The sequence below is a fragment of the Terrisphaera buseokensis genome (assembly GCF_047521145.2).
Lineage (GTDB): Bacteria > Verrucomicrobiota > Verrucomicrobiia > Opitutales > Opitutaceae > ER46.
In genome coordinates this window covers 5,299,788-5,324,455 of sequence record NZ_CM134186.1, presented here as the reverse complement: position 1 = coordinate 5,324,455, position 24,668 = coordinate 5,299,788, and the positions used below count along the sequence as shown (strand labels likewise).

The window sequence follows — 24,668 nt, the reverse complement described above, 5'->3', positions numbered from 1 at the left end:
TCTCCCACGATGCCGACCCACGCCACCGACTCCACCTACGACGCCATCATCATCGGAGCCGGTCCCGCGGGTTCTTCCGCGGGGGCAATCCTGGCGGAGTACGGGCATCGGGTGCTGATCCTCGAACGCGAGAAGTTCCCGCGCTATCACATCGGCGAGTCGCTGATTCCGTTCACGTTTCAACCGCTCGAACGGCTCGGCATGATTCCGAAGATGCGGCAGTCGGCGTTCGTGAAAAAGTACAGCGTGAGTTTTGTGCAGCCGGATGGACACCGCTCGCAGCCGTTCTATTTTTTCAACCGCTACGACCGCGGGACTGTGGCCCAGACCTGGCAGGTGCTGCGGTCGGAATTCGATCAACTGCTCCTCGACAACGCCCGGGAAAAGGGCGCGGAAGTGCGCGAGGAGACCGCCGTCAACCGCCTCGTGATGGACGGCGATCAGGTCGTCGGGGTCGAGGCGACGGATTCGACCGGTCGCACGTACGAAGTGCGCGCCAAGATCACGCTCGATTGTTCCGGCAAGGAGGCGTTCGCCTCGAACCGCCGCGGCTGGCGGGTGCGCGATCCGTATCTCAACAAAATCGCCGTGTGGACGTACTATCAGGATTCGAAGCGCGGCGAGGGCATCGACGAAGGTGAGACCACGGTGGCGTACGTGCCGGACAAGGGCTGGTTCTGGTACATCCCGCAGCACAATCGCATGACGAGCGTGGGTGTCGTCGCCGAGGGCAAATATCTCACCCGCGAAGGCGTGAAGGACCCGAAGGCGATCTTCCATCGCGAGGTGGAGCAGAATCTGTGGATCAAGGATCGGCTTTCGGTCGGCCATTCGACCGGCGAGTATTTCATCACGAGCGAATACTCGCGCCACTCGCGTCACTGCGCGGCGCCGGGCCTCCTGCTGCTGGGCGACGCCTTCGCGTTCCTCGACCCGGTGTTCAGCAGCGGCGTGATGCTCGCGCTCAAGAGCGGACATCTCGCTGGCGAGGCGATCCACGCGGGCCTCATCGACGGAGATCTTTCGCCGATGCGATTTGCGGAGTACGGCGCGACGCTGCGGCGGGGCGTCGAGAACATGCGCAAGCTCGTGTACGCGTTCTACGACCCGAAGTTTTCGTTCAAGGACGTCATCATGCGTTACCCCGAGTGTGGCGGCGCGATCACCGATTGTCTCTCGGGCGACCTGGACAAGGATTTTTCCCGGCTGTGGGCACGGATTCGCGAGTTCGTGCCGTTGCCGGATGATCTGCCTTATGGCGAGCCCCTCGCGGCGACGCCCGTCGCGGGTTGAGCGGGAGCGCAGGCGGGACGCCTGCATTTTTCGGAAGCAGGCGAGACGCCTGCGCTCCCGGAGATGCGTGCGTTCGTGCGTTTGATCGTGCGCGCGGCTACTGGCCGACGCACCAGAGATATTCCTGCCGGGCGTCGCCTTTTTTCACGCCGCGCAGGTAGATTCGGTTGCCGCAGATCGCGGGGGAGGCGAACGATTCCTCACCCAACGGATTCTGCGCGAGGAGCGTGAACTGCTTCGGCGTGGCCTCGAACACCGACGTGATGCCGCGGACGTTCGTGGCGTAGATGCGGGTGCCGACCATCACCGGTGACGAATAAAAATCGCCACCCAGCCGCTCCTTCCAGAGTTCGGCGCCGGTGTCGGCCTTCCAGCACACGGCGAGGCCGCCATCGAGGACAGCGTACACGTGGCCATCGCGCACGAGCATCGAGGGCACGTAGACGCGCGTGCCGTTCTGCCACGCGATGCGGCCGGAGCCGTCGGCCTCCACCGCGACCGTATGATTCTTCGGGTAACCGCCGCCGACAAACACCCGTTGCCCATCGGTGACGGCCGTCACCACGCATTCCTCGGTGGAGCCCGCGATTTCCCACAGCTTCTTGCCGCTGACGGGTTCGAAGCTCGAAACGAGATTGCAGCCGGCGACAATCAGCTGCGTCCGGCCCGCGGCCGTGAGCACGGCTGGCGAGGTGTAGTTGGCGATCTTCGGCCGGTCCTGGCGCCAGAGGACGGCGCCGGTGCGTTTGTCGAGGCCGGCGATTGTGCCGCCGCCGCGGCTGTCGGCGGTGACGAGGACGACGGATTGGTGCACGACGGGCGAGGAGCCGAAACCCTGGTGCAGGACGAAGTCCGCGACGCGTTGCTGCCAGACGATCTTCCCCTTGGCATCGAGTGCCGTCGTGTGCACGGCTTTCTCGTTCAGAAAATTAATGTAGAGCCGCTCGCCGTCCCAGGCGACGGACGACGAAGCGAGGGAGGTGTTGCGGTGGCCGCCGGCGTCGAGATTGCCGCGATGCACCACCGTTTCCCAGACGGGTTTGCCGGTCGCGCGGTCTAGACAGAGCACGAGTTGCTCCTGGGTGGCGACGTCGGCGGTGGCCACGTAGATGCGGTTGCCGACGACCGTCGGGGAGCTGTGGCCGCGGCCGCGAATCGGGGTCGACCACAGCAGGTTTTCCTTTTCGTCCCACTTCACCGGCACCGTCTGCCCGGCGGCGGCATGACCATCGGCGGTCGGGCCGCGCCAAGCGGGCCAGTCCTGCGTGGCGGCCGCGGCCCGCACGCTTGGAACCATGGCAGCCAACACACATCCGGAAAGCAGGAGCTGAAGACGTTTCATGGGGTGGTGGCGGAGTGTGGCGGGGAACGAACGAGACCGGCAAGCGCAACCCGCGACGCTGCCACGTGGCCGACGCCAGCCGGTCGTTGCCATGACGGTCGCGGGCGTTACGGTGCTGGCGTTGTCCGGCTGAATCCCCCGACTTTCGTTTGCCATGAAACTCCTCCTTCTGCTCACGCTGGCGTACACGTTGACCTGCGGGACGCGGGCGGCCGATGAACCCCTCGCGCTGCTCGATCTCGAGGGCAAGCGGCACACGCCGTTGGTCGCGGCGGACGCGAAGCCGGTCGTGCTGGTGTTCATCTCGCCGTATTGTCCGACGGCGAACGCGTATCTGCCGGAGATCAATCGGATCGCCGCGCTCTACCGGGGCCGCGCCGCCTTTTATCTGGTCCAGTCCGATCCCTCGGTGAAGAAGGCGGACGCGATCAAGCAGGTGGAGTTGTTTGAGATTCGAACGCCCGTGCTGCTCGACCCGGCGCAGCACCTCGCCCGGCTGGCGAAGGCGCGCGTCACACCTGAGGTGGTAGTGTTTCATGGTGCCGCGACACCGCTTTATCAGGGGAGGATCGACGACCTCTACATCAACCAGACCCGCAAACGCCCCGAGCCGACGACACGTGATCTCGTGGCTGCCCTGGATGCGATTCTGGCGGGGAAAACCGTGGCGGTGCCGCTGACCAAGGCGATGGGGTGCTCGATTCCGGAAGTGAACTGACGCCGCGATCGGCGCGTCTTCGCTCCCGCGGGGAGGCGGCGGACCGTGGGGTGGGGCGGTCGTAATGAACGCAGTCGGCGGGTGGACAGCTGCGGGCGGTTGTGAACGCCTTGTGAATGGAGAACAGTTGGTTGCGTGGAAATACCTAGCACGATTCGCGCAGTACTCCGGATGAAATTCGCCGGTCGATTCTGGCATACTGGCGGGGTCGCATGTTTTACCTTCTTGGATTCATCGTGGTCGCGGCGGGTTCGATTATCCTGATCGGTTTTGCCGGTCGCGGGCCGCGGCCCCAATCGGGTCCCACCCACGTTCGCGGAGACCTGCGGACTGCGCGGGTACCTTCCCCGAAACGGGAGCGGACGCCCGAGCGCTTCGAGGTCGAAGTCTGACCGGTCGATTCGGGGCCGTTTTTCCGCGCCGCACAAAAAAACGCATTTTTTCTGAAAAACTTTTGAGCGTTTCTGTACGCGCTGAGTCTTTCCCCGTGTAGTTCATTGCCGTCTGGTAAACGGCAATTAAGGTTTGCTTGGTGTTAGGTCACAAAAGCCGTCCCGCAAGGGACGGCTTTTGTGGTTTATAACCATCGCCCTGGGATTTGCACCCAAGCCGAGGCCCATAGCGGAATTATTGACCGCGGATAGGGCGGATAACGCGGATGACTTAATCCGCATCAGCGGCCAAATCCGCTCTCAACTCGGTTTTGCTCTCAACGCTCAACCCTCAGCTCTGCTTACTCAGCCATCATACCAATCGCTCTTTGCCTTTGGACTTTAGACGTGGCGCTCGTAGCCACGATCGATCCAGAAGTCCAAGAGTAATACCAACAGCCTCTAACATTTAGACTATACAAGCAGGTCGCTTTGGAGTAGTCCGGGGGCATGGCGAGAACTCTACCGAAACTGGGCGAGGAAGTGGTGGCACAGATTGAGGCGGCGTGGACGCAGTCCCAGCCGGACTGGGCGCGGCGGCGCCTGCTGGTGGTGCGGCTGATCGCGCAGCACGAACTGACGGTGGCGGAGATCATGAAGATTGCGGATGTGTCGCGGCAGACGGTGTTCACGTATCGGGACAAGGTCGTCGCCGGCGGCGTGGCCGCTCTGCTGCAGCGGGGCAAGGCGCCGGGAAACCGGCCGGCCGTGCGTGGGGCCGTGCAAACCGAGTTCCTGGAACGGTTGGCCGCCGGGCAGTTCCGGCGAGCGAAGGACGCCCAAGCTTGGATTAAGAAGCGCACCCGCAAAACCCTCAGTGAGAGCGGTGCCCTCAAGGTGCTGCGCCGGTTGGGCGGTAAGCTCAAAGTGCCCCGCAAGAGCCATGCGAAAAAGGATCCCGCGAAAGCCGCGGCCTTCAAAGTCGAACTGCCCCTGAAACTGGAAGCGCTCGCCGGTCCGGCCGCGCGCACCGGACAACCGGTGCGGTTGTGGGTGCTCGATGAGCACCGCTATGGCTTGTTGCCCGTGATCCGTCGGGTCTGGGGCCAACGCGGGGTCCGCGTGCACGCCCCGTATGCGACGCGTTATCAGTGGGGCTACCTCCACGAGGCGCTGGAAGTCGATGGCGCCAACCGCCTGGAACTACTGTTCACCCCGTGCATCGACCAAGACGTGCATGCGCTGTTTCTTCAACAGCTCGGCGCCACGGACCCGGCGGCGTTGCATGTCGTGATCCAAGACCAGGCCGGCTTCCACCTGCCACTCGCTGATCCGCGCTTGCCCAAGAACGTCCGACTGCTGCCCTTGCCGCCCTATAGCCCAGAACTCAATCCGGTCGAGAAACTCGGTGACTTGGTGAAGGACCAGATCTGCAATCGACTCTATCCGAGCCTGCGCCGCCTCGAAGATCATCTGCTCGCCGCGCTGCGACCGTGGCGCACCGAGAGCGCCCGCGTCGCGGAGTTGATTGGCCGCGGCTGGCTACTCGACGGCGTAAACGCTGGCGCGCCAACCTAAAGTCTAATTAATAACGGCGATTGGTATAAGGAGCGATTGGTATCACTCCCCGCGTTGCTCAGGCCCGTTTCGCTTTCAGCTCTTCGACCTGCTTTTCCAGTTCCCGCAGCCGCAGGAGCATCTCGGGTAGTTTCTGAATGCCGATCCATTGCCGTTTCGCCTGCTTGTCGGGCACGGCGGGGAAGCCGAGGACGGTTTCTTTGTCGGCGACATCGCGCATCACGCCGGACTTCCCGCCGACGGTGACCTGACGGCCCAGTTTCAGGTGTCCCGCGATGCCCGATTGGGAGGCGATCACGCAGTAATCCCCGAGCTGGGTGCTGCCGGCAAAACCGGCCTGACCCATGATGAGGCAGTGCCGCCCGAACACGACGTTGTGGGCGACGTGGACGAGGTTGTCGATTTTGGTGCCGGCACCGATCACCGTGGATCCCAGCGCTGCACGATCGATGGCGGAATTGGCCCCGATTTCCACGTCGTCGTGAATTACCACGTTCCCGACCTGAAGGATTTTTCGGTGCTGGCCCTGATCAAAAACGTAGCCGTAGCCGTCTGACCCGATGACGGTTCCGGCATGGATGGCGACGCGGTGGCCGATGTGGGTGCGCGGGTAAATCACCACGTTGGGGAACAGGCGCACGTCGTCGCCCAGCTGGCTGTCGCGGCCGATGTGATTGCCGCCGAGCAGGACGGTGCGCGCACCGATGCGGACACCGTCACCAATCACGCAGCCCGGCCCGATCTGCGCCGACGGGTCGATGCCGGCCGTGGCGGCGACGGTGGCCGTAGGATGAATGCCGGCCACGGGGGCGTCGGGCGGAAAGAAGAGGGGCAGCACCCGCGCCGCGGCGATGCGGGCGTTGGCCACCCGGATGATCACCTTGGTGGCCGAGGTGAACGGACCCGAGACCAGGATCGCAGAGGCGGCGCTGGCTTCCGCGGCCGCGAAGTAAGTGTCTTTTTCCGCGAAGGTCAGATCGCCAGGGCGAGCGAGATCCGCGGCGGCGAAGCCGGTGAGTGGCGTCGACGCGTCGCCAACGACCTCGCCTTTGAGGTGTTCCGCGAGTTGGGCAGCAGTGAGGGTCATGAAGGGAAGGCGGACTAGAGACCGGAGACGCCGACCATGCGCTGGGTTTCCACGTCCCACACTTTCAGGCGCAGGCAACGCACGATGTCGGCGGGGTGCAGTGACGTCGTTTTGGGCGACTGCAGTTCCGGGATGGCGCGCAGGACCTCGGGGAGGCGGTAAAACGGGATCCGCGCATTGAGGTGATGAATGTGGTGGTAGCCGATGTTGGCCGTGAACCAGGCCACGACGGGACCGGTGCGCAGAAAACTCGACGACTCCAGCGCCGCCTTCTCGTAGGTCCAGCCATCCTTGTCCTTGAAGGACACGCCCGGGAAATTGTGCTGCGCGTAGAAGAAGTACGCGCCGATGGCGTGGAGAATGAAATGGGGCAGGATCTGGGTCACGAGCAGCGTCGTCCACCCGCCGTAGACCACGAGCGCCGCGCTGATTGCAAAATGGACGACGATCGCCAGCAGGCAGTCCCAGTGCCGGGCCGGCCGGTTCAGGAACGGATTCACACACATGCCGTAGAGGAACATGAACACATACCCGCAGAGAATCGTCAGCGGATGCCGGACAAACAGGTAGCCGAAACGACGCGACCGCGAACTGCGTTTGAACTGCTCTGTCGTCATGATCGGATACGATCCGATGTGCGACCCGCGCAGCTTTGAGTTGTGGTTGTGGTGATGATTGTGCGAGCTGCGCCACACGCTGCTGGGGCTCAGGGCCAGGAGGCCGAAGACCTGCATCAGGCCTTCCGCCAGCCGCGAACGAGGGAGAATCGCGTGGTGCTGCTGATCGTGGTAAATCACAAACGACCGGGTAAGCAGCAGTCCGGCGAGCACACTGCAAACCAGGCGGGCGGGCAGGTCGACGAGCCAGAGGGTTCCAGCCAGCGCGCCGATGAGTAGAAACCCGGTGGAAAGGATCGCCCACCAACTGCGCCACGGATCGTCCTTGGCGAACGGCTTGGTCGCCAGAATGAGATCCGTGCCCGCTTTAGCCCGAAGCGCACGGGAGTGGGGTATGCTCATTTGCGGCCTCGTGTGTTGGGCAGGTTCGGCGGCCCTGCAAGAACGCAGTCGTAACGAAATCAACTTCGATGTTCTCGCCGCTCTCCGCCGCCCCCTCGCCGCAACCGGTTGCGGGCGACCCGCGCCGCAAAATCAGTCCGCCCTGCATTTTTCCGCGAATTTTTTGAGCGTTTTTCCGCCAGCTGAGTCTTTCCCCGTGTAGTTCATTGCCGTCTGGTAAACGGTAATTAAGGTTTGCTTGGTGTTAGGTCACAACGGCCGTCCCGCGAGGGACGGCCTTTGTGTTTTGGGCACTACGACGAGGTGGGAGTCGCCCTGGACACTTCCGCTTCAAGCCTCCCGAACCCATCGACCGCGACCGCGGGACTTCGCTGGTTGCGAAGATGATTGTCTTATCCGCCAGATCCGCGCCATCCGCGGTGGAGTGCAGGACCTTGGGGCGATGGGATATTATACCAATCGCTCCGTGCTTTTGGACTTCTGGATCGATCGTGGCTACGAGCGCCAGCGAGTGGCCGAACGGCCACTCGCTGGCGCTCGTAGCCACGGCTAAAGTCCAAAGGCAAAGAGCGATTGGTATTACGAGCGTGCTCGGGAGTAATTCAGGCGCCCCGCCGGTGCTCCCGGTGCAGGCAATAAAAAACCCGCTGCGTCTTGCGACCCAGCGGGTTTCCTAAAGTGGTGGCTCGGACCGGAATCGAACCAGTGACACAAGGATTTTCAGTCCTCTGCATCACTTTATCTGAAATGAGCTTACATGGTCCGATTCGGTCTCTTCTTGGGAGTAGAAACGCGGTCTACTCTTGGTGAACATCAGACCACAATGCATCACGAAAAACTAAGTCAGACACGGAAAAGTAAGTCAGAAACAATTCAGTGCGAGAAGGCGGCTACGACGATCGGGCGGCTCCCGAAGACGCACGAAAACTACTGGAAGGGCCGTTTGCGCCAGAGATCCTACCGCGGCGCCGGGGGAGAAATGTGCCGCGTTCCTGAATGGTCTGTGCAGTTGTCCCGGGACGGGCGCCAGCGTTGGGTAGGGTTGGGCACTTCGAACAGGGATGTGGCCGCGAAAACCGCCCGAGACCACTGGATGAACCTCCGGACGAAGGGATGGGAAGCCGTCAAACCGGCGCGCGAAACTGTTGCCAATCCAAACGTGGGGGAATTCCTGGCGGCGGTCAGAGCAGAGGCGGATATTGCGGCCGGCACGTTCGAAATTTACGCCCGGAAATTCCGGCGCTTGGTGGCGGGCGTATTCGGTATTCGCTCGGACAATTCTAAGCATGACCATGCCCGCGGCGGATACCAAAAATGGCTGGCGCGCGTTCACGCCGTCAGATTTTCGCGGATCAACTCGAGAGCCATCCAGCGTTGGAAATCGCGTTACATTTCCGGGGCGGCAACAAATCCGCTTCTCGAACGGCGTGCTCGCCGGACGATCGCGAGTGTCCTCCGTTCCAGCAAAGCGCTGTTCGCTCCGGCCGTTCTCGCCAAATTGCATATCGCACTACCGGATCCTTTACCACTGGCCGGCGTCGACGTTCCCCGGGTCTCAACGGCGCAGTATGTCTCCCGGATCTCGCCGGAAATCCTCTTTGAACAAGCCCAGCGGGAACTGGAGTCTCCGTCTGATGAACTCTTACTGAGCGAAATTTCTGAGCCGAGTCCCTTGCAGGGAACCGTCCACGCTTCGGCGCGAAACCCAGTCGAACTTGCGCGTAGCAGGCGGTTTCAGCGAGCCGTCGGCCGCGAGCGGACAGCGCGGCGCGAAATGTTCAGCGCGTTTTGCCTGGCGCTTTTCGCAGGTCTGCGCCGGGACGAGATCGACACTCTCACCTGGAAACAAATCGATTTTGCGAACGGCGTGATCCAGATCGAAACGAACGAGTTCACCCGAGCGAAGTCCGAGGGCAGCGAGGTCGGGGTTGATATCGATCCAGTGTTTTCAGAAATGCTGCGTTCGTGGATGGCAACGAGCACGTCCAAATTCGTCATCGGCGGAGCGGTTGAGGCGAAGCCGGAAAGTAGGTATCACCACTATCGCTGTGATCGAATTCTGAAGAAGCTCACGAAATGGTTGAAAGCGCATGGAGTCGAAGATCGAAACGCTTTGCACTCCCTTCGGAAGGAGTTCGGAACCCAGATCAATCGAACGCACGGCTTGTTTGCTGCGAGTGCTGCACTTCGGCATTCGTCGATACAACTCACGAGGTCGGTCTACGTTGCGAAAAAAGATCGCGCAGTTTTCTCGCTGCCGGTGAAGATTGAATTGTGCGTTGAAAAAAATGCGTCGTGAAAAAAGGGCGCTATCAGGGGTTGTATTTCGTCAGACCATGCTAATCTCGGGAGGTTCATATGAGTCCAAAACTCGTGAACCTGAAAGAAAGCCTGCTCACCAGAAAGGACGTCGCTCGGCGTCTGTCTGTTCATTCGAACTCCATTAAACGCTGGCAACGTGACGGCCGCATTTCGGCCGTCGTCATCAACTCGCGAGTCGTTCGCTACGAAGAATCAGAGGTCGAACGGTTGATCAAAGAATCCCGCCTGACCGAGCATTCGGCCGGGGGTGCACGATGACGAAAAAAAGCTCCACGGCCTTGGCGGGTCCGGGAGCTTCGCTAAACAGAATATCGTGCAGAAGGATTGACGCGAAACAGGCGGGATTGGGCAACGTCGAATTATCGCAATCGCGGGGAGGGTGCGATCTATGAGCGACTCCAGTCTCGATTTCGCCGACGAGTCCGGCCCCGCGGCAAAGCCTACGAAGGTGCTGTGCGCTGACGTGCCACCGGATGCCGAACATTACGAGGAAAAGGTAGCGCCGTTTCCGGCGCCCGTCGCACCCCGTCACTTCCTTGCGAGCGCGTCCGCGCCGGGCCGGACATTGCCGCACAGCCTTGAGGCGGAAGAGTATCTTCTTTCCTGCTGCTTCATCGACGGCGCTGAGGTGATCGGAAAGTGCCTTCGCGCGCGCATCGGGATCGATTCGTTCTACGATCCGAAGCACGGGATCGTTTTCGACTGCTTGGTTTCGCTCTACAATCGGAACGCGAAGACGATCGATGTTTCCGTTGTCGCCGAGGAGCTGAAGACCGCAAAGCAACTCGATCAGATCGGGGGCTATGCGTTTCTCGTCCAGGTAACGAGCCGCATTCCCACGACGGCTCAGACGGAATACTTTATCGACAAGGTTCGCGAGAGCGCGTTGCTGCGCGAGGTGATCCGGTCCGCGACGAGAGCTGTCGAGGATTGCTATGGTTTCACCGGAGGGATTGACGACCTTTTCGGAGCCATACGGAGCAATTTCGATCGCATCCAAATCGGAGGAAGAGTTGGGAGCGAACCGCAGCCGATCACCGCATTCGAATTGCCACCAGAAAACGACCCGGCCGCCCTCCTCGGCAGGAATCGATACATTGGCCGCGGTGACGGTGCCATCATCGTCTCATCTTCCGGCATGGGGAAAAGCGTGATGTGCTACGAGTGGCCGGTTCTTGCCGCGCTTGGCCGTGACTTTCTCGGAATCGAAACGAAGCGGCCTCTGCGGAGCCTTTTGATCCAAGCTGAGGACGCGGACGGCGATATTGGAGAAGTGATGTTCAGCCTATCGCATACCCTGAAGCTGACTCCGGCGGAGCTGGCTGTCGTCGGAAAAAACGTGGTGATCGTGCGCGAGAAGGTTCACCGCGGCGCAGCATTCCTTTCACAGCTTCGCGTCTTGGTTGCGAAGGTTAAGCCCGACCTCGTTTGGCTGAATCCGCTCCACGCGTTTGCCGGATGCGACACGCAGGCGGCGAAGGAAATCGGCGACTTTCTTCGCGGCGGACTCAACGGGATCAACAAGGACGACGAGTTCGCATACATGATCGTGCATCACACGCCGAAACCGATGACTGGTAAGGGAGTCGTCGACAAGAAGTGGCACGAGTTCATGTACGACGCGGCCGGCAGCGCCGAAATCGTCAATTGGGCACGCGCGATCATCACGCTCAAACCTGCGGAAAAGGAGGGGGATTTTCACCTCGTGCTTGCCAAGCGGGGAAAGCGCGCGGGCGTGAGGATCAAAGCTCCAGACAGCGTCACCGGAACTCGCTTTGAGTTGACGACGAAAATCCCGATCAAGCACTCGTCAGAAGAAGTGAGAATCGAGGGACGCGCTGAACCCTTCCGGGTTTTGCATTGGGAGACCCGGGACCCCGAGAGTTCGGATTCGACCGAGGCGAAGGTGAAAATCGGCCGCCCTGCCAAATTTTTCTTCAAGTCGTATTTATCGACCCTCCGGCGCGTGTGCCCGGGCCTGGAAAAACGCGTGCAGTTCGGCGTCCTGGCGAGAGCAGCGCGCGGCGTGGACGGCATCTCAGAGTCTCAGTTCCGAAACATACTCCGACAAGCGCTCCAAGACGGCGAGCTGATCAAGTCAGACGATGATAAATACTATCTCAACCTGCCGGGGGCAGGTACGGAAGCCGCCCCCGAGGTACAGGAACTCAATAATGCTCAATAAGGGTGCAATTTCTACTTCCAACAGGGCTGCAAAATTGGCCCACAAATACCCCCCCATGGGGGGGGGTATTCAATTCTGCGGTCCAAATTTTGAGCCTTTGCGAGGGCCGGACTAATTGAGCCCTGACCGATCACGGGAAAAAGCCACGGCCTTATCCTAGATTGCGGGACGTGCGAAACAGACTCCAAGCCTTTCAAGGATGCCCAAATTGTTGCCAATAACGCAGGCTCAACGGACCAAAATTCAGAGACTGTACCTTCAGGGCCAGGGTCCGGCCGAGATCGCGCTGTTGCTTCGGTCCAGTGGATTGCAGCTTTCGGCTAGGTCGATATCGAACATGGCCGTCCGGGAGAAATGGACGCGCCAGAAGGGGGAGATCGCAGAGGTACGCCAGAAATCCGTTACCGAGGCACTAGAGAGTGTGCGGGGATCGATGGGGCAGGCTGTCGAGGAAATCCTGACGATGATCGTTGAGGACCTGAAAAAAGACGCGATTGCGCTCAAAGACGGCGGTATGGACCTGGCCGTGGACGCAGCCGGTGTGAGCGCAGTTCAACGTGGTAAAAAACTGTTCGCTGAGCGGGTCTTCAAACTCGCCGGGCTCGACGCCAAGCCTGAGGAGTCGGCGGGTCGAGTGTCGGCCCTCGCAATGATTTTCGCGCGCCCATGCGGGCTTGCGAGTGCGAACGCGGCGCCGAGTGCGGCATGCGTCGAAGTGGTCACAGATGAAGTCGTGAGAGACGACGACGATCTCGAATTCGCCAACGATGACGACACCCGCTGACATCGGCCTGAGCCATCCGCCGGCTTATCCAACCGCGCGCAACGTCTGCGCTGCCCTTTCAAATTTGCTGCACGAACGCGAGGCGGCCGCCGGTTTGGTCTGTTGGCTCCAAAGCTATCGCGGGCCGATGACTGGCGAAGCGCTAGTTTTGGCCGGCCGGCTCATCCTCAACGATCACTGCATGAAACAACGGATCGATTGCGAGTTGGACCACCTGAATGATTTGAACAATGCGCTGATGCCACGGGGTGAAGTCGCCCGACGCTTTGCGGGCCGCTACCTCCGCGTCAGAGCGCTCGAGGTCGAGTCCGAATTGCTCGCGCAAGCCGTATCCGAGTTTCAGCAGCGGGCAGACCCGAATTTTATTCCTCAGTGAAAAAACGAAATAAATTTATGTCACCAGAACACCGATACGAGCGCGCGAAAAACGTACTTCAATTGATGACGCGACTTGCCGAGCGCATCGAGAATTCACGGATGTTGGTGGTTGAAATCGTATCGAACCAAGCTGCGGCGACGTTCACGAAGGCCGACCGCCTTTTGACGCTCTCCCGGCTAGTTCATATAGACGCAGCTTCTCTTTTGGGGGCGTATGTCAATCTGCTCGCCGCATTGGTTTCACATGAGGTTTCGGACGGCGGCTTGGTCGAATTCGAAGTTAAGGCCGCAAATAGGCTCCGAGAATTCACAGGAGCATTGACGATGTTCGATGCGGAACGCGTGGCGTGGGCCCGCAGGCTCGCGCGCCGGGGAATCTGGAAAAAGCCTTTGCCGAAACGTCATGCCGCAGCGCTCGAGATCGAACGCCGAAACAGATACTTCGAACGCTTCTTCGCACTCAACGGTGATGACGCGACTCCGCCACCGTGCCCGGCGAAGCCCAGGAGCCGTCGTGGTGAATCGCTTCGCCTCCATTGGGCACGGCACCGTGCTGCCAAGAACGGCGTAATGCCGAGTTGAGAACCCCCACTACGAACCAAATCTAGACCAATGACCGAAGCCCAATTCATGCCCGGCCAAGGCGCCGGAAACATCGTCGGCGCGCTCAATTCCGGCATCGGAACGGGCGCTTCGCTCATGGAGCGCCAACAAGCCATGCGGCTGCGCGAACGTCAGGCGCAAATGCAGGAGGAGGAAAGCGCACGCCAACAGCAGAAGTTTCAGATCCTCGCGCCCGCGATGCGAGCCAAGCAGGCGGCCGACATCGCCGACGCTCAAACGCACGTCGTCGGCCTCGAGCAGACCGAAGCGGCGCGCGCGGCGGCAAGCAGCGTCATCCCGAAAGCCCGGGCCGAGTTCGACGAGATCATGCAGCTCTCCGATCCCGATTCCCGGGAACAGGCCGGACTCGAGTGGATCGGCCGTTACGGGCACCTGGACAACGTGCAAGCCTACTCGAAAGAGTTCGACGCGAAGAAAAACGTCGTCGCGAAGATGCACACCGAGGCGACCGCGCTGCGTCACCTGACGCAATCAATCGCCGGGCAAAAGGAAGTGGCGAAGGTCCGCGGCGACACGGCGATCGAAGTTGCTGGAACGCGCGCGGCGGCCGGCGACAAGATCGGCCGTTACCGCGCGTCGCTCGAGGAAGCGCGTCAGGCCGGCGACGACGAGGGCGTTGCGCTGTACGAGAACCTATTGCAGAAGGCGCAGGCGAGCCCGATCAATACGGCATACGGTTCCGAGCAGATGCAACGGAAGCTCGAGGCGGCCCGCGCCGCCGGCGACCCGGAGGAAACTGCGTTTTGGGAGAAGCGAATCAAGGCGCTCACGGAGCGCGGCGTTCGCAAAGGTCTCGGCCTCGATGATCCGCGCGCGGCGGCGTTCCTGGCCGCTCCGGTGGCTGGGCCCGGCACTTCCGCGTCGACACCGCCGACGCCAAAATCGACTTCCACTCCCAACAACGAACCCGCCCGGATCCGCGTTAAACTCTCCGACCTGAAATGACGTCTATCTACGAAATCGAAGGCGAAGGCGGCCGAATCATTGAAGTCGAAGGCGACCGTCCGCCGACCAAGGAGGAAGCGCAAAAGGCGTTCGGCCTGGCTGACGCCGAGGAAGGTCGCGCGAAGAAAGAGGCGGACCGCGCTCCGCTACTCGACAAGATTTCCGAAGCCGTTTCGTCGGCGCTTCTCACGCGCAAGGGCGTCGTGAAGGCGATTCTTTCCGGCGGCGGCAAGGTCGGCGACGTGGCGGCCGACGTGGTTCCGGCAATTGGCGGCTCGATCGCGGGCGCAGTCGCGGGACCTGGCGGCGCGGCGGCGGGCGGCGCGGCTGGCGGAACGGCTGGCAACCTCTTGCGCCAAACGCGGGAATACTTCCGCGGCGAGCGCGACGACTTCAGCAAGGGGCAGGCAGTCGCGGCGGCGGCGATGGGCGCAGTCCCTGCCGGCGGAGCAGCGAAGACCGTCGCCGGCACGGTCGCGTTGCGCGGCGCGCAGGGCGCGGGCCTAGGCGTCGGGGCGAAGGCCGTGGAGACACTGATCGACCGCAAGGAACTGCCGTCTTGGGGCGAAGTCGGCTTTGCTGCGGGCGGCGGACTCATTTTCGGCGGCGCGCTCGGCGGCCTTGAGAAAGGCGTTCCGGCCATCGTCAGCAAATTGCGGAGCCAGCTCGAGGGAAAGACGCCCGCGGAAGCATCGGCCGTGCTGACGAAGGCGATCGAGACAGCAGACCCGGCGGACCAACCCCCGTTGCTGGCGCTCCGCGACTTTGTGGGTGAGAAGATGGGGATCGTCACTGCCAAGCCGAGCGCGGCGGAATCGGCGGCGCGCAAGGCAGACGTAACGGCCGCCATCGTCGCCGACGAAACCCCCGGCGCAATTGACGCGCAAATCGGGCTCAAACCGGCGTCGCCGGAACTCGGCGCGCTCAACGCCAAACTGGCCGGGCAGGAAGCCGAGGGCAACGCAGTCGCATCCGCGTCCGCGCTTGAGCGGGCGGCCGAGTCTCGCATTTCGCCGGACGATACTCTGATGCTCGGAGGCGACCCGGCCAAAGAGCAGGTCACGAACCTCGACGTCAGGCTCGGCGCCGACACGGGCGCGACCGCAGAACGCGCCCGCCTTGGCGCAGAGATTGACGCCAGCGCGCCCAAAGTCGAAGGCGGGGACATTCCCGCCGGCGTTCAGCTCTCCCCGCAGGCGCAGCGGATCGCTGAAGAGTACGGATTCGTTGCGCCGAAGCTGGCGGCAGCGCTCGCCGGCGGCGGCTCCGGGCTTGCCGTTGGCGTGTCGCAGGACGGAACGCCTGATGAGCGAATCAAACGCGGCCTGACCTATGCCGTAATCGGCGCAGGGGGCGGCTATGCCTTGGGGCGCACATTCGCCGCCGCCGTAGTGCCGAAGCTGCCTCCCGGCCAATACCCCGACATTGATCGGTGGTACTCGAACATATCTCCGCCGGAGGGCGCGCCGCTCGCTGAACGGATGGCAACTTGGCCGAACCGCATCCGCGAAGCCGTAGTCACGAAGTTTGCGCCCCTCGACCGACTCGAGTCACAGATCGCGAAAGCGAATCCCGGCAGCACTGTGATTCCCTCACCGCTGCCGATGTCGCGCAAATTTGAGCAGGTAGCAGGCGCCAGCGGAAAAGGGCTCCAGGATGTGCAGGATTTCGAGCGAGCCGTGATTTCACAGATCCAGCCATCCGAAGCCCGGGATTTCGACGTTCTGCTCGCCGTCAAGCGCACGGGCCAGCGGCTCCAGTGGAACCACACCATCGCGATTGATCAGGCAAGGATCGCAGGGATTCCAGCGGCCCAACGCACTCCCGCCGAAATCGCGACGCTCGCGAAGAACGCAGATCTAAAGCGCGTCGGCGGCGAAGACCTCGCATCTGTAGACCGCGCGCTTCAACAACTCGAGGCGAAGCTGGGTACGAAGCGGTTCGCGGAACTCGATCAGCTTGCTGCTGGTTCCTTCCAGCAGGAGCTGGACGAGAACTTGCGCCTTCAAGTCACATCAGGACGCCTCAGTCCCGAAGCCTACGCCGGCATCAAAGCGAGCAACGACTTTTACGCGCCGTTTCGCGTGCTGCGCGCATCGGAGCGTTTCGACGGGGCCGCGAGCGCGGGCGCAATCGACACGCGGCGGCAGATCGCGAAAGCGATCGAGGGCATCGACGATCCGAACTTCCACCTCGACAGTCCGACGCGTGTGGCTGCCGAGCAGATTTTTAACGGCCGTGTGCTGGCCGAGAAAAATCTGAAGATGCTCGAACTGGCGCGTCTCGCGGACCTCGACACGTCGGGCACCGTGATCAGGAAACTGCGGCCTGGGCAGGAACCGCGCGCCGGCTACCACGCGGTCAACTACTTCGATTCCGGTGTTCCCATGCATCTCGAAGTCGACGCTGCCGTTGCGCGTGCGGTGAAGGGTTTGAATGCGACGCAGACCGGTGTAATCGGCTCGTTCGCTCAGTCACTCGGTTCGGTGTTTCGGTTTGGTGCCACGTCGGCGAATGCAGCGTTTCAGGTGAGGAATCTTGTGGCCGCGGATCAACCTCGGCTTTTGCTGCTGTCGAAATACGGGGTACAGCTCGACCCGCGAGAGGCGTATCAGATTCCGATCGATTTCGTTCATGCGCTCTACGCGTCTGTGCTGAGGAACGTGGCGGGAAAAGACACGCAGCTCGCTCGCGCCTTCTACGAATCGGGCGCCGCGGGTAGCACGTTGCAGGATGCGATCTCCCGAATCGGCGGACGATTTGAGGCGACAAAAGTCACGGAGGCAGCCGTGAACGGCGGGCGCAGTGTTATCGATACGCTCCAGGATTTCACGCGTGTCCTCGAGGAGACGACGAAGATGATGGGCTTCAAGCGTGGCGTTCGCATCGAGGGGATCGACAAGCTCCCGCCGGCGCAGGCCGCGGCCAAGCTCGAGGAGATCGTTTCGGAGATCCGAAATTTTGCCGGTTCCCCCGACTTCGCGCGTCACGGCGGTCTGGCGAAGGACATGAACATGCTCTTCATTTTCTTCAACGCGCGGCTGCAGGGTGTCACAAGTGATCTCACGAGGCTTGCCGGCGGCGATGGTGGTAAGGCCGCCCGCGATTCGTGGATCAGGCTCGGCGCAACTGCTGGCGTCGCGTCGGCGTATTTCTGGTACAGAAATCAGGACCCGGAAAACAAAGCTGACTTCGAAAGCCTTTCACAGCGTGACCGGGAGAACTTCCTTTGGATTCCCCGCTACGACGAAGACGGCGCACCCCTCTACGGGGTGGATGCCCAAGGAAAGAAATTCCGTGAGTTTTTCACCGTGCCGAAACGCGAGAGCGCGAAAACGATTTCGAATCTGACGCAGGCGGCACTTGATTTCGCCGCGAGCAAGGACCCCGCGGCCGTGGCGACGTTTGGCGTCAACTTCATCGAGGATATCAGCCCGATCAACATTACCGGGCGCAACGGAACCGAGCGGGTCGAAAGCGCGATCGGCAATCTGAATCCGCTTCTTCGCGTTCCGTTCGAGATCATCGCCAACCGTGACACCTTCAGGCATGCGCCGATTGTCCCGGCTGAATTCCAGGGCGGAACCGATCCGACGCAGCAGTATTTCACCGGCCGCACGCCGGATCTCTACGTGAAGGCTGCAAAGCTGATGCCGCAAGGGTTGTGGGACCCGATGCGCTCGCCGCTCATGTTGCAACAGGCGGTGCAGGGCTTGACCGGTGGGCTTGTCAGCCAGTTCACCAGGCGCTCGGACGGGAGCACTCGTGACCCGACCACGTCAGCTCTGGCCGCGAATCCGTTCACGAAGGTTTTTGTCGGCACGCCTTTTCGGCGGGACGATGGCGCCGTTGCTCTGGCCCGAGATGTCAAGGGCAAGTCAATCGACGCGCGGCTGACGGTCGACCATGCGGCCGAGACCGAGTTTGGGGCACTGCAGGCGATGCCGACGACAGATCGCCGCGCACGACTCGAAAGACTTGCCGCAGAAAAACCGGAGTTGTTTGGCGCCGTGCTCGACGAATTCGAACGCCGGCAAAAAGGCTTCGATGCAGCGGACCGCATCGCGGCCCGGCTCGGCGTGCAGGATGGAGCGCGTGCTGAATACCTTCGCCAACGAATCGGCGGGCTGGCACCGGCTGACCGGCGCGCGTTCATTGAGGATCAGTTTCGCAAAAAGATCCTGACCGACGAAGTATGGGAGCAAATCCTGACGAATTCACCCACGGGTCGGAATTGATCTCATCACCGTTTGCTCGAAGCCGGCCGCGCCTACATCGAGCGAACCAACGCCATCACCAAGACGGTTAACCGCGCCACGGAGAGCAACCCGCCGCGTTGTTTTGCCCACCGTTTTTTCGTGCTCAACAAACAACCGCAATTCGTCTTCATTCGACTGATGGCCGCTGTACCCGGTCGACTTGGCAAAGTTCAAGTGATTTGAGGCGAATTGCGCTGTAAGGCTGACGAAACGCTGTTACGAACTTCAGATACAAAGTGAAAGCATGAGCATCTACACTTATATCCCGGAAGAGAATCATGCGAAGGCCGAAGAGCTGATGGGCGCATTCAAAGCGCACAAAGAAAAGATGGCGAAGGAGTATCCTGCTCTTACCGAAGAGCAGCACTTTATTTGTTGGTCGACTCAGAGAATCGCGAATCTCGAAGTATTGGTGCTGCGCCTTCACGAAGTACTGGATCGCGTCGTCGAGCGAGAGCGAAAAAAGGCAGTGAAACAGGTGCCACGAAGGCGAAAAACGAAATGAAAATGCCTAACGAGGCGCCATGTCCAACGATCTTCGCCGTCACGTCTCGTGCTACCGTACGATTAATCGAAATGAAGCAGCAGAGGGTTGATCGTCATGTTGCACGGGCCGCGCCGGCGAAGATCGTTGGACATCTTTGACGGTAGCCCAAAATGCTCTACGCAGATTTGAACGGCCGCAGGGTAGAAGCGACACCCACGGCTCGAAAGGCGTGTTGTCCAGTCTGTGGGAGCGACGTAGTTGCGAAGTGCGGCGAGAAGCGATTGAAGATTTGGCATTGGGCGCACAAAGGAGGTGACTGCGATCCTTGGTCGGAACCGGAAACCGCATGGCATAAGAATTGGAAAGAGCTTTTCCCTCGCGAGTGTCGCGAGGTCCGAATTGGGAATCACCGATGTGACGTCCAGACGCCGACCGTCATAATCGAGCTACAGCACTCGTATCTGAGCCCCGCGGAAATCGAGGAGAGAGAAGCTTTCTACAAGCGGATGATTTGGATTTTTGACCTTCGAAAGCTAAAGAATACGATTCGTGCGAGCACCGCCCCGACAGGCCAGTTCCGATGGCCACGTTTTAGAAAGGCTATGGCCTACTGTCGGTGCCCAGTATTCATTCATCTTGGCCGTGGCGACCTACTGCATATCTGGGATTTTGATCCGAGAATTCACTTCGGTGCGTTTCGACGCTTTAAGAAGGAAGAGTTCTTGGTGTCTGTTGGAATCGATTTTAGTTCAGAAGTGCGCCCAGTAGCGATTCGTCCGTTCACATTGATTCGAAGCGAATCTCGCCTTCGCGGGCCGAAAAGAGGCGTTTACTCTGCTGATTGAAAAAGCGCGTAGCGGGCAGTTACGCCGCAATCAGCCGTCGCCGACATTGCTCCCACTGCCTCGACGGGTCCCAGCGGCCGCGTGTACGTTCGCGGTTACACTCGCAAAGATGGTGCCTACGTGCGTTCCCACTCTCGACGCCGATGAAATTCGAAGCAAGTGCGGCTTCGGGCTATCCGTAGCGGAAATGTAGATACGCCGCCGCGCCAGCCCCGTGATCAGAGCCACGGAGCAAAAGCCGAATCTCTAAGGCTCATTTTTGTGGAAAGGGGGGGATATGGAAAACCCGGGGGCGTGATCCGGGGGTATGGGGGAGGCCGGCGGGGGGTGTCGGCGTTCTTGAAATCGCGCGGCGCTCAACCGGCTTCGTCACTCGCGCGCTTCGCTATGTGTGCTCGAGGTGACAATGGGACTGACAATGGAAACCGAAACAGTTCGTCCTCTGGACCGCGGCCGGTTTCTGAAAACGACGGCCGACAGAAGACGCGCACCTGTGCGCTCTGCTTTACCTCGCGTCGTCGTCGGGGCGCATGCCGGGCGTCGGCAACGCCGCGATGAACGCGATCAGTTGCTCGTAAGGGATCAGCCAGATCCCGCGGAGGTTGCCCGGCTGGCGGAGTCCCTTCGCCGGAACCTTCGGCTTGAAGCCGTTTGCCTTGCACGGGACCGTAAGCCGATAAAGCCCGGTCCGTGAAAATCCCGTGTGCGGGCAATACTCACCTTCAGACGGGAGCCTTATGAAATGGGGGCGAAACGGTAGCTCGCGCGAAATTGTCCGCCTTGGTCGCTTCGGGGGCGGCGGGGTAAGTGAGCCTGAAATTACAGGCGATTTTATGGCAGTGGCTTTATTCATTTTCGTTTGTCGCTAACTGCTCGTATCAAACTGTATGATACGTAGGGAATTTATTTTTGCTTGCATTCGCGCGATCACAAGCCAACGGATGCGCGCATGAACTTTGTGAGTTCATCGGGGGTAAGATCCCGAACACCGCTAGTCCGACACTTGGAGCCGCATCGAAAACGGGAGGGCGCTAGCGTGCCCAAATCTTACCCCGTGAGTAGGTGCGGCTCCTTCGTTTCAGGATCGTACCATGAAAAAGATTACACTGGGTTCGTCAGTGCTACTGCACCGCACGCTGCATCTCTCGTGCTTCCCTTCCGCTGAGGCGGGGCCGGCCGCAATCATCGATGTTAGTCGGGATTGTTGGAGCGAGATCGCCGAGACGGCGAAGGCACTAATCGACGGTGAAGACAGATGCGCATGGGCTGGCGTCCGCAAAGGGAAGCGGCAATCTGTGTTGGTCCTGTCGGATTGGGTGCCGAACCCGAAGTGGGTCGAGGGGTTCTACTGTCCGATCTCCTGGGTTCAATGGAACGGCGGCGCGATTCCGGCTTCCGATGCTGACGTGATCATTGTGTGGCGCCCGCTTCAGTCACTTCCCCGGATGACGCTGGCGCGAGCGACTGCCCGCCTCATCGCAAGCGCGTTCGGGGGCGGTGCCGTGTACGACGCACGCGGCCTACAGGAAACCCTTAAGAAATCGGAGGCGCGCCATGTCTAAGCGCTTTCCCGGCCTCGTCCTCAGCGGTCGAACTGGTCACATGGTCGCGCTTCACCGGCGCCTTTGTTTGCCGTGTTTTCCTGAAGCCGAGGCCGGTCCGGCGGCAATCGGAGGTTCGGTCAGGCTCTTGCCGAGTGAAGTGGTCTCCCACGCGAAAATGATCCAAGACGGCGCGGACAAGCCGGGATTGGGCGCGCGGAAAGGCATACGGCAGACCGTTGCGGTCCTCTCGCCTATGGTGCCCGGGTTGGTTCAGCTGGCTGCCGACGTCGACTGGCGGCTGTGGGAGAAGGGCTCATTTCCGACGCTGAACGCAGACGTGATCCTTGTCTGGCGGCCGTGCCAGATCCTGCCGCGTGTGCGGCTCGCGGACGTTGCCTGTTTTCTGGCGAATGCAGCATTCGGCGGTGGTGCGGTGTATTCGGGGCATGGGAATCTTTGGGACATGATCGCAGCCCAGAGGCTGGCGCAGCAGCGCTCCGGGCGCGCGTAGCTGTTGCCTCACTTCCGCTGGGTTCCACCCGTCCTCGAAAGGGGGCGGGTTTTCTTTTGGGATTTTGGGCGAGAGGGTAGGGCGCCGGCGCGGCTGTTTTGGGCTCCGGAGCGCCAGAAGTAAGTCAGGAATAAGCCAGCGTACTTTTCTCGCATTGAAAAACGTAGGCACAAAAAACCCGCTACTCGTTTAAGAATAGCGGGTTCCAAAGTGGTGGCTCGGACCGGAATCGAACCAGTGACACAAGGATTTTCAGTCCTCTGCTCTACCAACTGAGCTACCGAGCCACTTGAGGAACGGCGAACAAAGGCAGGGTTCGAAGGTGCGTCAACGGGAAATTAGTGAGCCTCCCGGCGCGCTCAACCGGTCGGGCCGGCCCGTTCCTGCGCCGCTGACGCCAGCCGCGCCTCCGCCTCGCGTCCGAGCTCCAGCAAACGGGTCACGCGGTCGGCATCGTAGACGCAGCCGCCCCAGCTGCCGCCGCTGGCGTTCTGGAGTGCGGCCCAGAGTCGGGTGTCGTCGGGCACGCGGGGATCCGGCCGCAGGCTCGGATGCCGCGGCCGGGCATCAAACTCGGCGGCCTCCGGCGAAATCACATCGATCGATCCCTCGAGCGTACGGGTGTCGACGTGGAGTCGAATCCGATCACCGTCGCGCACGCGCGCGACCGGGCCGTCGGCCCAGGCTTCCGGACTCACGTGCCCGATGCAGGCACCGGTCGAAACTCCGGAGAAGCGACCATCAGTGATCAACGCGATGCGCTGGCCGTCCTTCACGTACTTGAGCGCCGACGTGATCTGGTAGGTCTCCGGCATGCCGCAGCCGGGGCCGATGCCGATCAACACCATCACGTCGCCGGGCTGCACGCGGGCGGCTTTCACGGCGGCGATCGCGTGGGCCTCGCTCGTGAAGACCCGCGCCGGGCCTTCGTGCCGGTAGACGCCGTCGGCGCCGACCAGCTGCGGCGCGATCGCGGTGCTCTTCACCAGCGCGCCCTCCGGGGCGAGATTGCCGCGGAGAAACGTGATCGTGCTCGTGAGCCCGCGTTCGCGCGCGCGCGTCGGATTCATGATGACGTTGTCGGGATCGATGCCGTCGAGCGTGTGTAGCTTCTCGCGCAGCCGGCGGCGGCGCTCCGACGTTTCCCACCACGCGAGGTTTTCTCCCAGCGTGCGCCCCGTGACCGTGCGGGCGTAGAGCTTGAGCAAACCCGCGTCGCGCAGGTGTAACATGACTTCGGGTACGCCGCCGGCGAGAAACACCTGCACCGTGGCATAATGCTTCGGACCGTTCGGCAGCACGTCGACGAGCCGCGGCACGGCGCGATTGATCCGCGTCCAGTCCTCGACCGTGGGCCGCCGAAGTCCGGCCGCGTGCGCGATTGCGGGCACGTGGAGAACCAGATTGGTCGAGCCGCCGAAGGCCGCGTGCACGACCATGGCGTTGTGCACCGCGTCGTCCGTCAGGATGTCGCGCGTCGCGATGCCCTTTTCCTCCAACGCGAGCAGCGCGCGGGCCGAGCGCCGCGCGAGATCCCGCCAGATTTCCGCGCCGGAGGGATTGAGCGCGCCGTGCGGCAGCGAGAGACCGAGGCCTTCTGCGACGACTTGGCTGGTCGCCGCGGTGCCCATGAACTGACAGCCGCCGCCCGGCGAGCCGCAGGCCTTGCAGCCCATCTCGGCCGCGTAATCGAGCGTGACTTCCTCGCGGGCGAACCGCGTCGCGAGCGTTTGCACCTTGCCGGTGTCCTCGGCTTCCTCGGCGAGCAGGGTGACGCCACCGGGCACGAGAATGGTCGGCAGGTCGCGCGTGCCGGCGAGCGCCATGAGCATCGCGGGCAGACCCTTGTCGCAGGTGGCGACGCCCAGCACGCCACGCCGCGTGGGAAGCGAACGGATCAGCCGCCGCAGCACGACGGCGGCGTCGTTGCGGTACGCGAGGCTGTCGAGCATGCCGGCGGTGCCGTTGGTGCGGCCGTCGCACGGGTCGCTCACATAACCGGCGAACGGAATCGCGCCGGCTCCGGTAAACGTCCGCGCGGCTTCTTCCATCAACAGGCCGACTTCCCAGTGCCCGGTGTGATAGCCGAGCGCAATCGGCGAACCGTCAGGCGCGCGAATGCCGCCCTGCGTGCTGAGGATGAGAAACTGTTTGCCGCGGAGCAGCGCGGGATTCCAGCCCATGCCGGCGTTCTGCGTGAGGCCAAAGAGATCGCCGCTCGCCATGTGGCGCAGTTGATTGGACTCGAGCGGCAGGCTGCCCGAGGGGCCGGGAGCCGTGGTGCGCAACGCGAAGATCGCGTCGTCGGCGGAATCAAGAATGGGGTCCATGAAGTCGTTGGTCAGAGTCGAGGGGTGGCGGCACGAGGAGACGTCA

The 24,668-nt window shown here is 61.7% G+C and carries 19 protein-coding genes and 1 tRNA gene; 15 read left to right on the top strand and 5 right to left on the bottom strand.

All coding sequences use genetic code 11. The features are described from left to right. Positions 1–9: 9 nt before the first annotated feature. Positions 10–1,293 carry an NAD(P)/FAD-dependent oxidoreductase gene (locus ACLJEU_RS20010; RefSeq protein WP_414663132.1) on the top strand — a complete coding sequence of 428 codons (1,284 nt, stop codon included), beginning with the start codon at positions 10–12 and terminating at the stop codon, positions 1,291–1,293. Between the two features lie 97 nt (positions 1,294–1,390). Here ACLJEU_RS20010 and ACLJEU_RS20005 read toward each other — a convergent pair whose 3' ends face one another. Continuing rightward, a complete protein-coding gene (locus tag ACLJEU_RS20005; RefSeq protein WP_414663131.1) occupies positions 1,391–2,635 on the bottom strand; it encodes an outer membrane protein assembly factor BamB family protein in 1,245 nt (414 codons plus the stop codon). A gap of 154 nt (positions 2,636–2,789) precedes the next feature. Here ACLJEU_RS20005 and ACLJEU_RS20000 point away from each other — a divergent pair, with 154 nt between their 5' ends. After that, positions 2,790–3,353, top strand: a complete 564-nt coding sequence (locus ACLJEU_RS20000) for a thioredoxin domain-containing protein (protein ID WP_414663130.1) — start codon at positions 2,790–2,792, stop codon at positions 3,351–3,353. Positions 3,354–4,234: 881 nt separating this feature from the next. Further along, on the top strand, positions 4,235–5,302 hold the full coding sequence (locus ACLJEU_RS19995; RefSeq protein WP_457795280.1) for an IS630 family transposase: 1,068 nt from the start codon (positions 4,235–4,237) through the stop codon (positions 5,300–5,302). A gap of 58 nt (positions 5,303–5,360) precedes the next feature. Here ACLJEU_RS19995 and lpxD read toward each other — a convergent pair whose 3' ends face one another. Together lpxD and ACLJEU_RS19985 are read right to left on the bottom strand one after the other, a co-directional pair. Then, positions 5,361–6,467, bottom strand: coding sequence for a UDP-3-O-(3-hydroxymyristoyl)glucosamine N-acyltransferase (gene lpxD, locus ACLJEU_RS19990; protein WP_414664275.1), 1,107 nt, complete (start codon positions 6,465–6,467; stop codon positions 5,361–5,363). Next, on the bottom strand, positions 6,404–7,408 hold the full coding sequence (locus ACLJEU_RS19985) for a fatty acid desaturase family protein (protein WP_414664274.1): 1,005 nt from the start codon (positions 7,406–7,408) through the stop codon (positions 6,404–6,406). The genes lpxD and ACLJEU_RS19985 overlap by 64 nt, the downstream gene beginning before the upstream one ends. Positions 7,409–8,501: 1,093 nt before the next feature. On the opposite strand from ACLJEU_RS19985, the gene ACLJEU_RS19980 reads away from it, so the two are divergent. The 12 genes from ACLJEU_RS19980 to ACLJEU_RS19925 all read left to right on the top strand — a co-directional run bounded on the left by ACLJEU_RS19980 (position 8,502) and on the right by ACLJEU_RS19925 (position 22,292). Continuing rightward, positions 8,502–9,707, top strand: coding sequence for a tyrosine-type recombinase/integrase (locus ACLJEU_RS19980; protein WP_414664273.1), 1,206 nt, complete (start codon positions 8,502–8,504; stop codon positions 9,705–9,707). Positions 9,708–9,766: 59 nt separating this feature from the next. Further along, positions 9,767–9,988, top strand: a complete 222-nt coding sequence (locus tag ACLJEU_RS19975; RefSeq protein WP_457795279.1) for a helix-turn-helix domain-containing protein — start codon at positions 9,767–9,769, stop codon at positions 9,986–9,988. A 130-nt stretch (positions 9,989–10,118) separates the two neighbouring features. Next, a complete protein-coding gene (locus ACLJEU_RS19970; protein ID WP_414664271.1) occupies positions 10,119–11,915 on the top strand; it encodes a DnaB-like helicase N-terminal domain-containing protein in 1,797 nt (598 codons plus the stop codon). A gap of 199 nt (positions 11,916–12,114) precedes the next feature. Next, a complete protein-coding gene (locus ACLJEU_RS19965) occupies positions 12,115–12,699 on the top strand; it encodes a hypothetical protein (protein WP_414664270.1) in 585 nt (194 codons plus the stop codon). Then, positions 12,683–13,075, top strand: a complete 393-nt coding sequence (locus tag ACLJEU_RS19960; protein WP_414664269.1) for a hypothetical protein — start codon at positions 12,683–12,685, stop codon at positions 13,073–13,075. The genes ACLJEU_RS19965 and ACLJEU_RS19960 overlap by 17 nt, the downstream gene beginning before the upstream one ends. Beyond that, positions 13,072–13,659 (top strand): hypothetical protein, encoded by a 588-nt coding sequence (locus tag ACLJEU_RS19955; protein WP_414664268.1) that lies wholly within the window; start codon positions 13,072–13,074, stop codon positions 13,657–13,659. Before ACLJEU_RS19960 ends, ACLJEU_RS19955 begins: the two co-directional genes overlap by 4 nt. Positions 13,660–13,794: 135 nt before the next feature. Then, positions 13,795–14,646 carry a hypothetical protein gene (locus ACLJEU_RS19950; protein ID WP_414664267.1) on the top strand — a complete coding sequence of 284 codons (852 nt, stop codon included), beginning with the start codon at positions 13,795–13,797 and terminating at the stop codon, positions 14,644–14,646. After that, positions 14,643–18,884 carry an LPD38 domain-containing protein gene (locus tag ACLJEU_RS19945; protein ID WP_414664266.1) on the top strand — a complete coding sequence of 1,414 codons (4,242 nt, stop codon included), beginning with the start codon at positions 14,643–14,645 and terminating at the stop codon, positions 18,882–18,884. Before ACLJEU_RS19950 ends, ACLJEU_RS19945 begins: the two co-directional genes overlap by 4 nt. 12 nt (positions 18,885–18,896) lie before the next feature. Next, positions 18,897–19,088: a hypothetical protein gene (locus tag ACLJEU_RS19940; protein ID WP_414664265.1), complete on the top strand. Its 192-nt coding sequence runs from the start codon at positions 18,897–18,899 to the stop codon at positions 19,086–19,088. A 61-nt stretch (positions 19,089–19,149) separates the two neighbouring features. Next, a complete protein-coding gene (locus tag ACLJEU_RS19935; protein ID WP_414664264.1) occupies positions 19,150–19,410 on the top strand; it encodes a hypothetical protein in 261 nt (86 codons plus the stop codon). A gap of 1,918 nt (positions 19,411–21,328) precedes the next feature. Next, complete coding sequence (locus ACLJEU_RS19930; protein ID WP_414664262.1) at positions 21,329–21,799, top strand: hypothetical protein; 471 nt, start codon at positions 21,329–21,331, stop codon at positions 21,797–21,799. Then, positions 21,792–22,292, top strand: coding sequence for a hypothetical protein (locus ACLJEU_RS19925; RefSeq protein WP_414664261.1), 501 nt, complete (start codon positions 21,792–21,794; stop codon positions 22,290–22,292). Before ACLJEU_RS19930 ends, ACLJEU_RS19925 begins: the two co-directional genes overlap by 8 nt. A 211-nt stretch (positions 22,293–22,503) precedes the next feature. Here the strand turns inward: ACLJEU_RS19925 and ACLJEU_RS19920 are convergent. Together ACLJEU_RS19920 and ACLJEU_RS19915 are read right to left on the bottom strand one after the other, a co-directional pair. Beyond that, positions 22,504–22,579: transfer RNA gene (locus ACLJEU_RS19920), tRNA-Phe, on the bottom strand. 72 nt (positions 22,580–22,651) lie between these two features. After that, entirely contained in the window at positions 22,652–24,622 is a 1,971-nt protein-coding gene (locus ACLJEU_RS19915; RefSeq protein ID WP_414664260.1) for a YjhG/YagF family D-xylonate dehydratase, read from the bottom strand. Positions 24,623–24,668 lie beyond the last annotated feature (46 nt).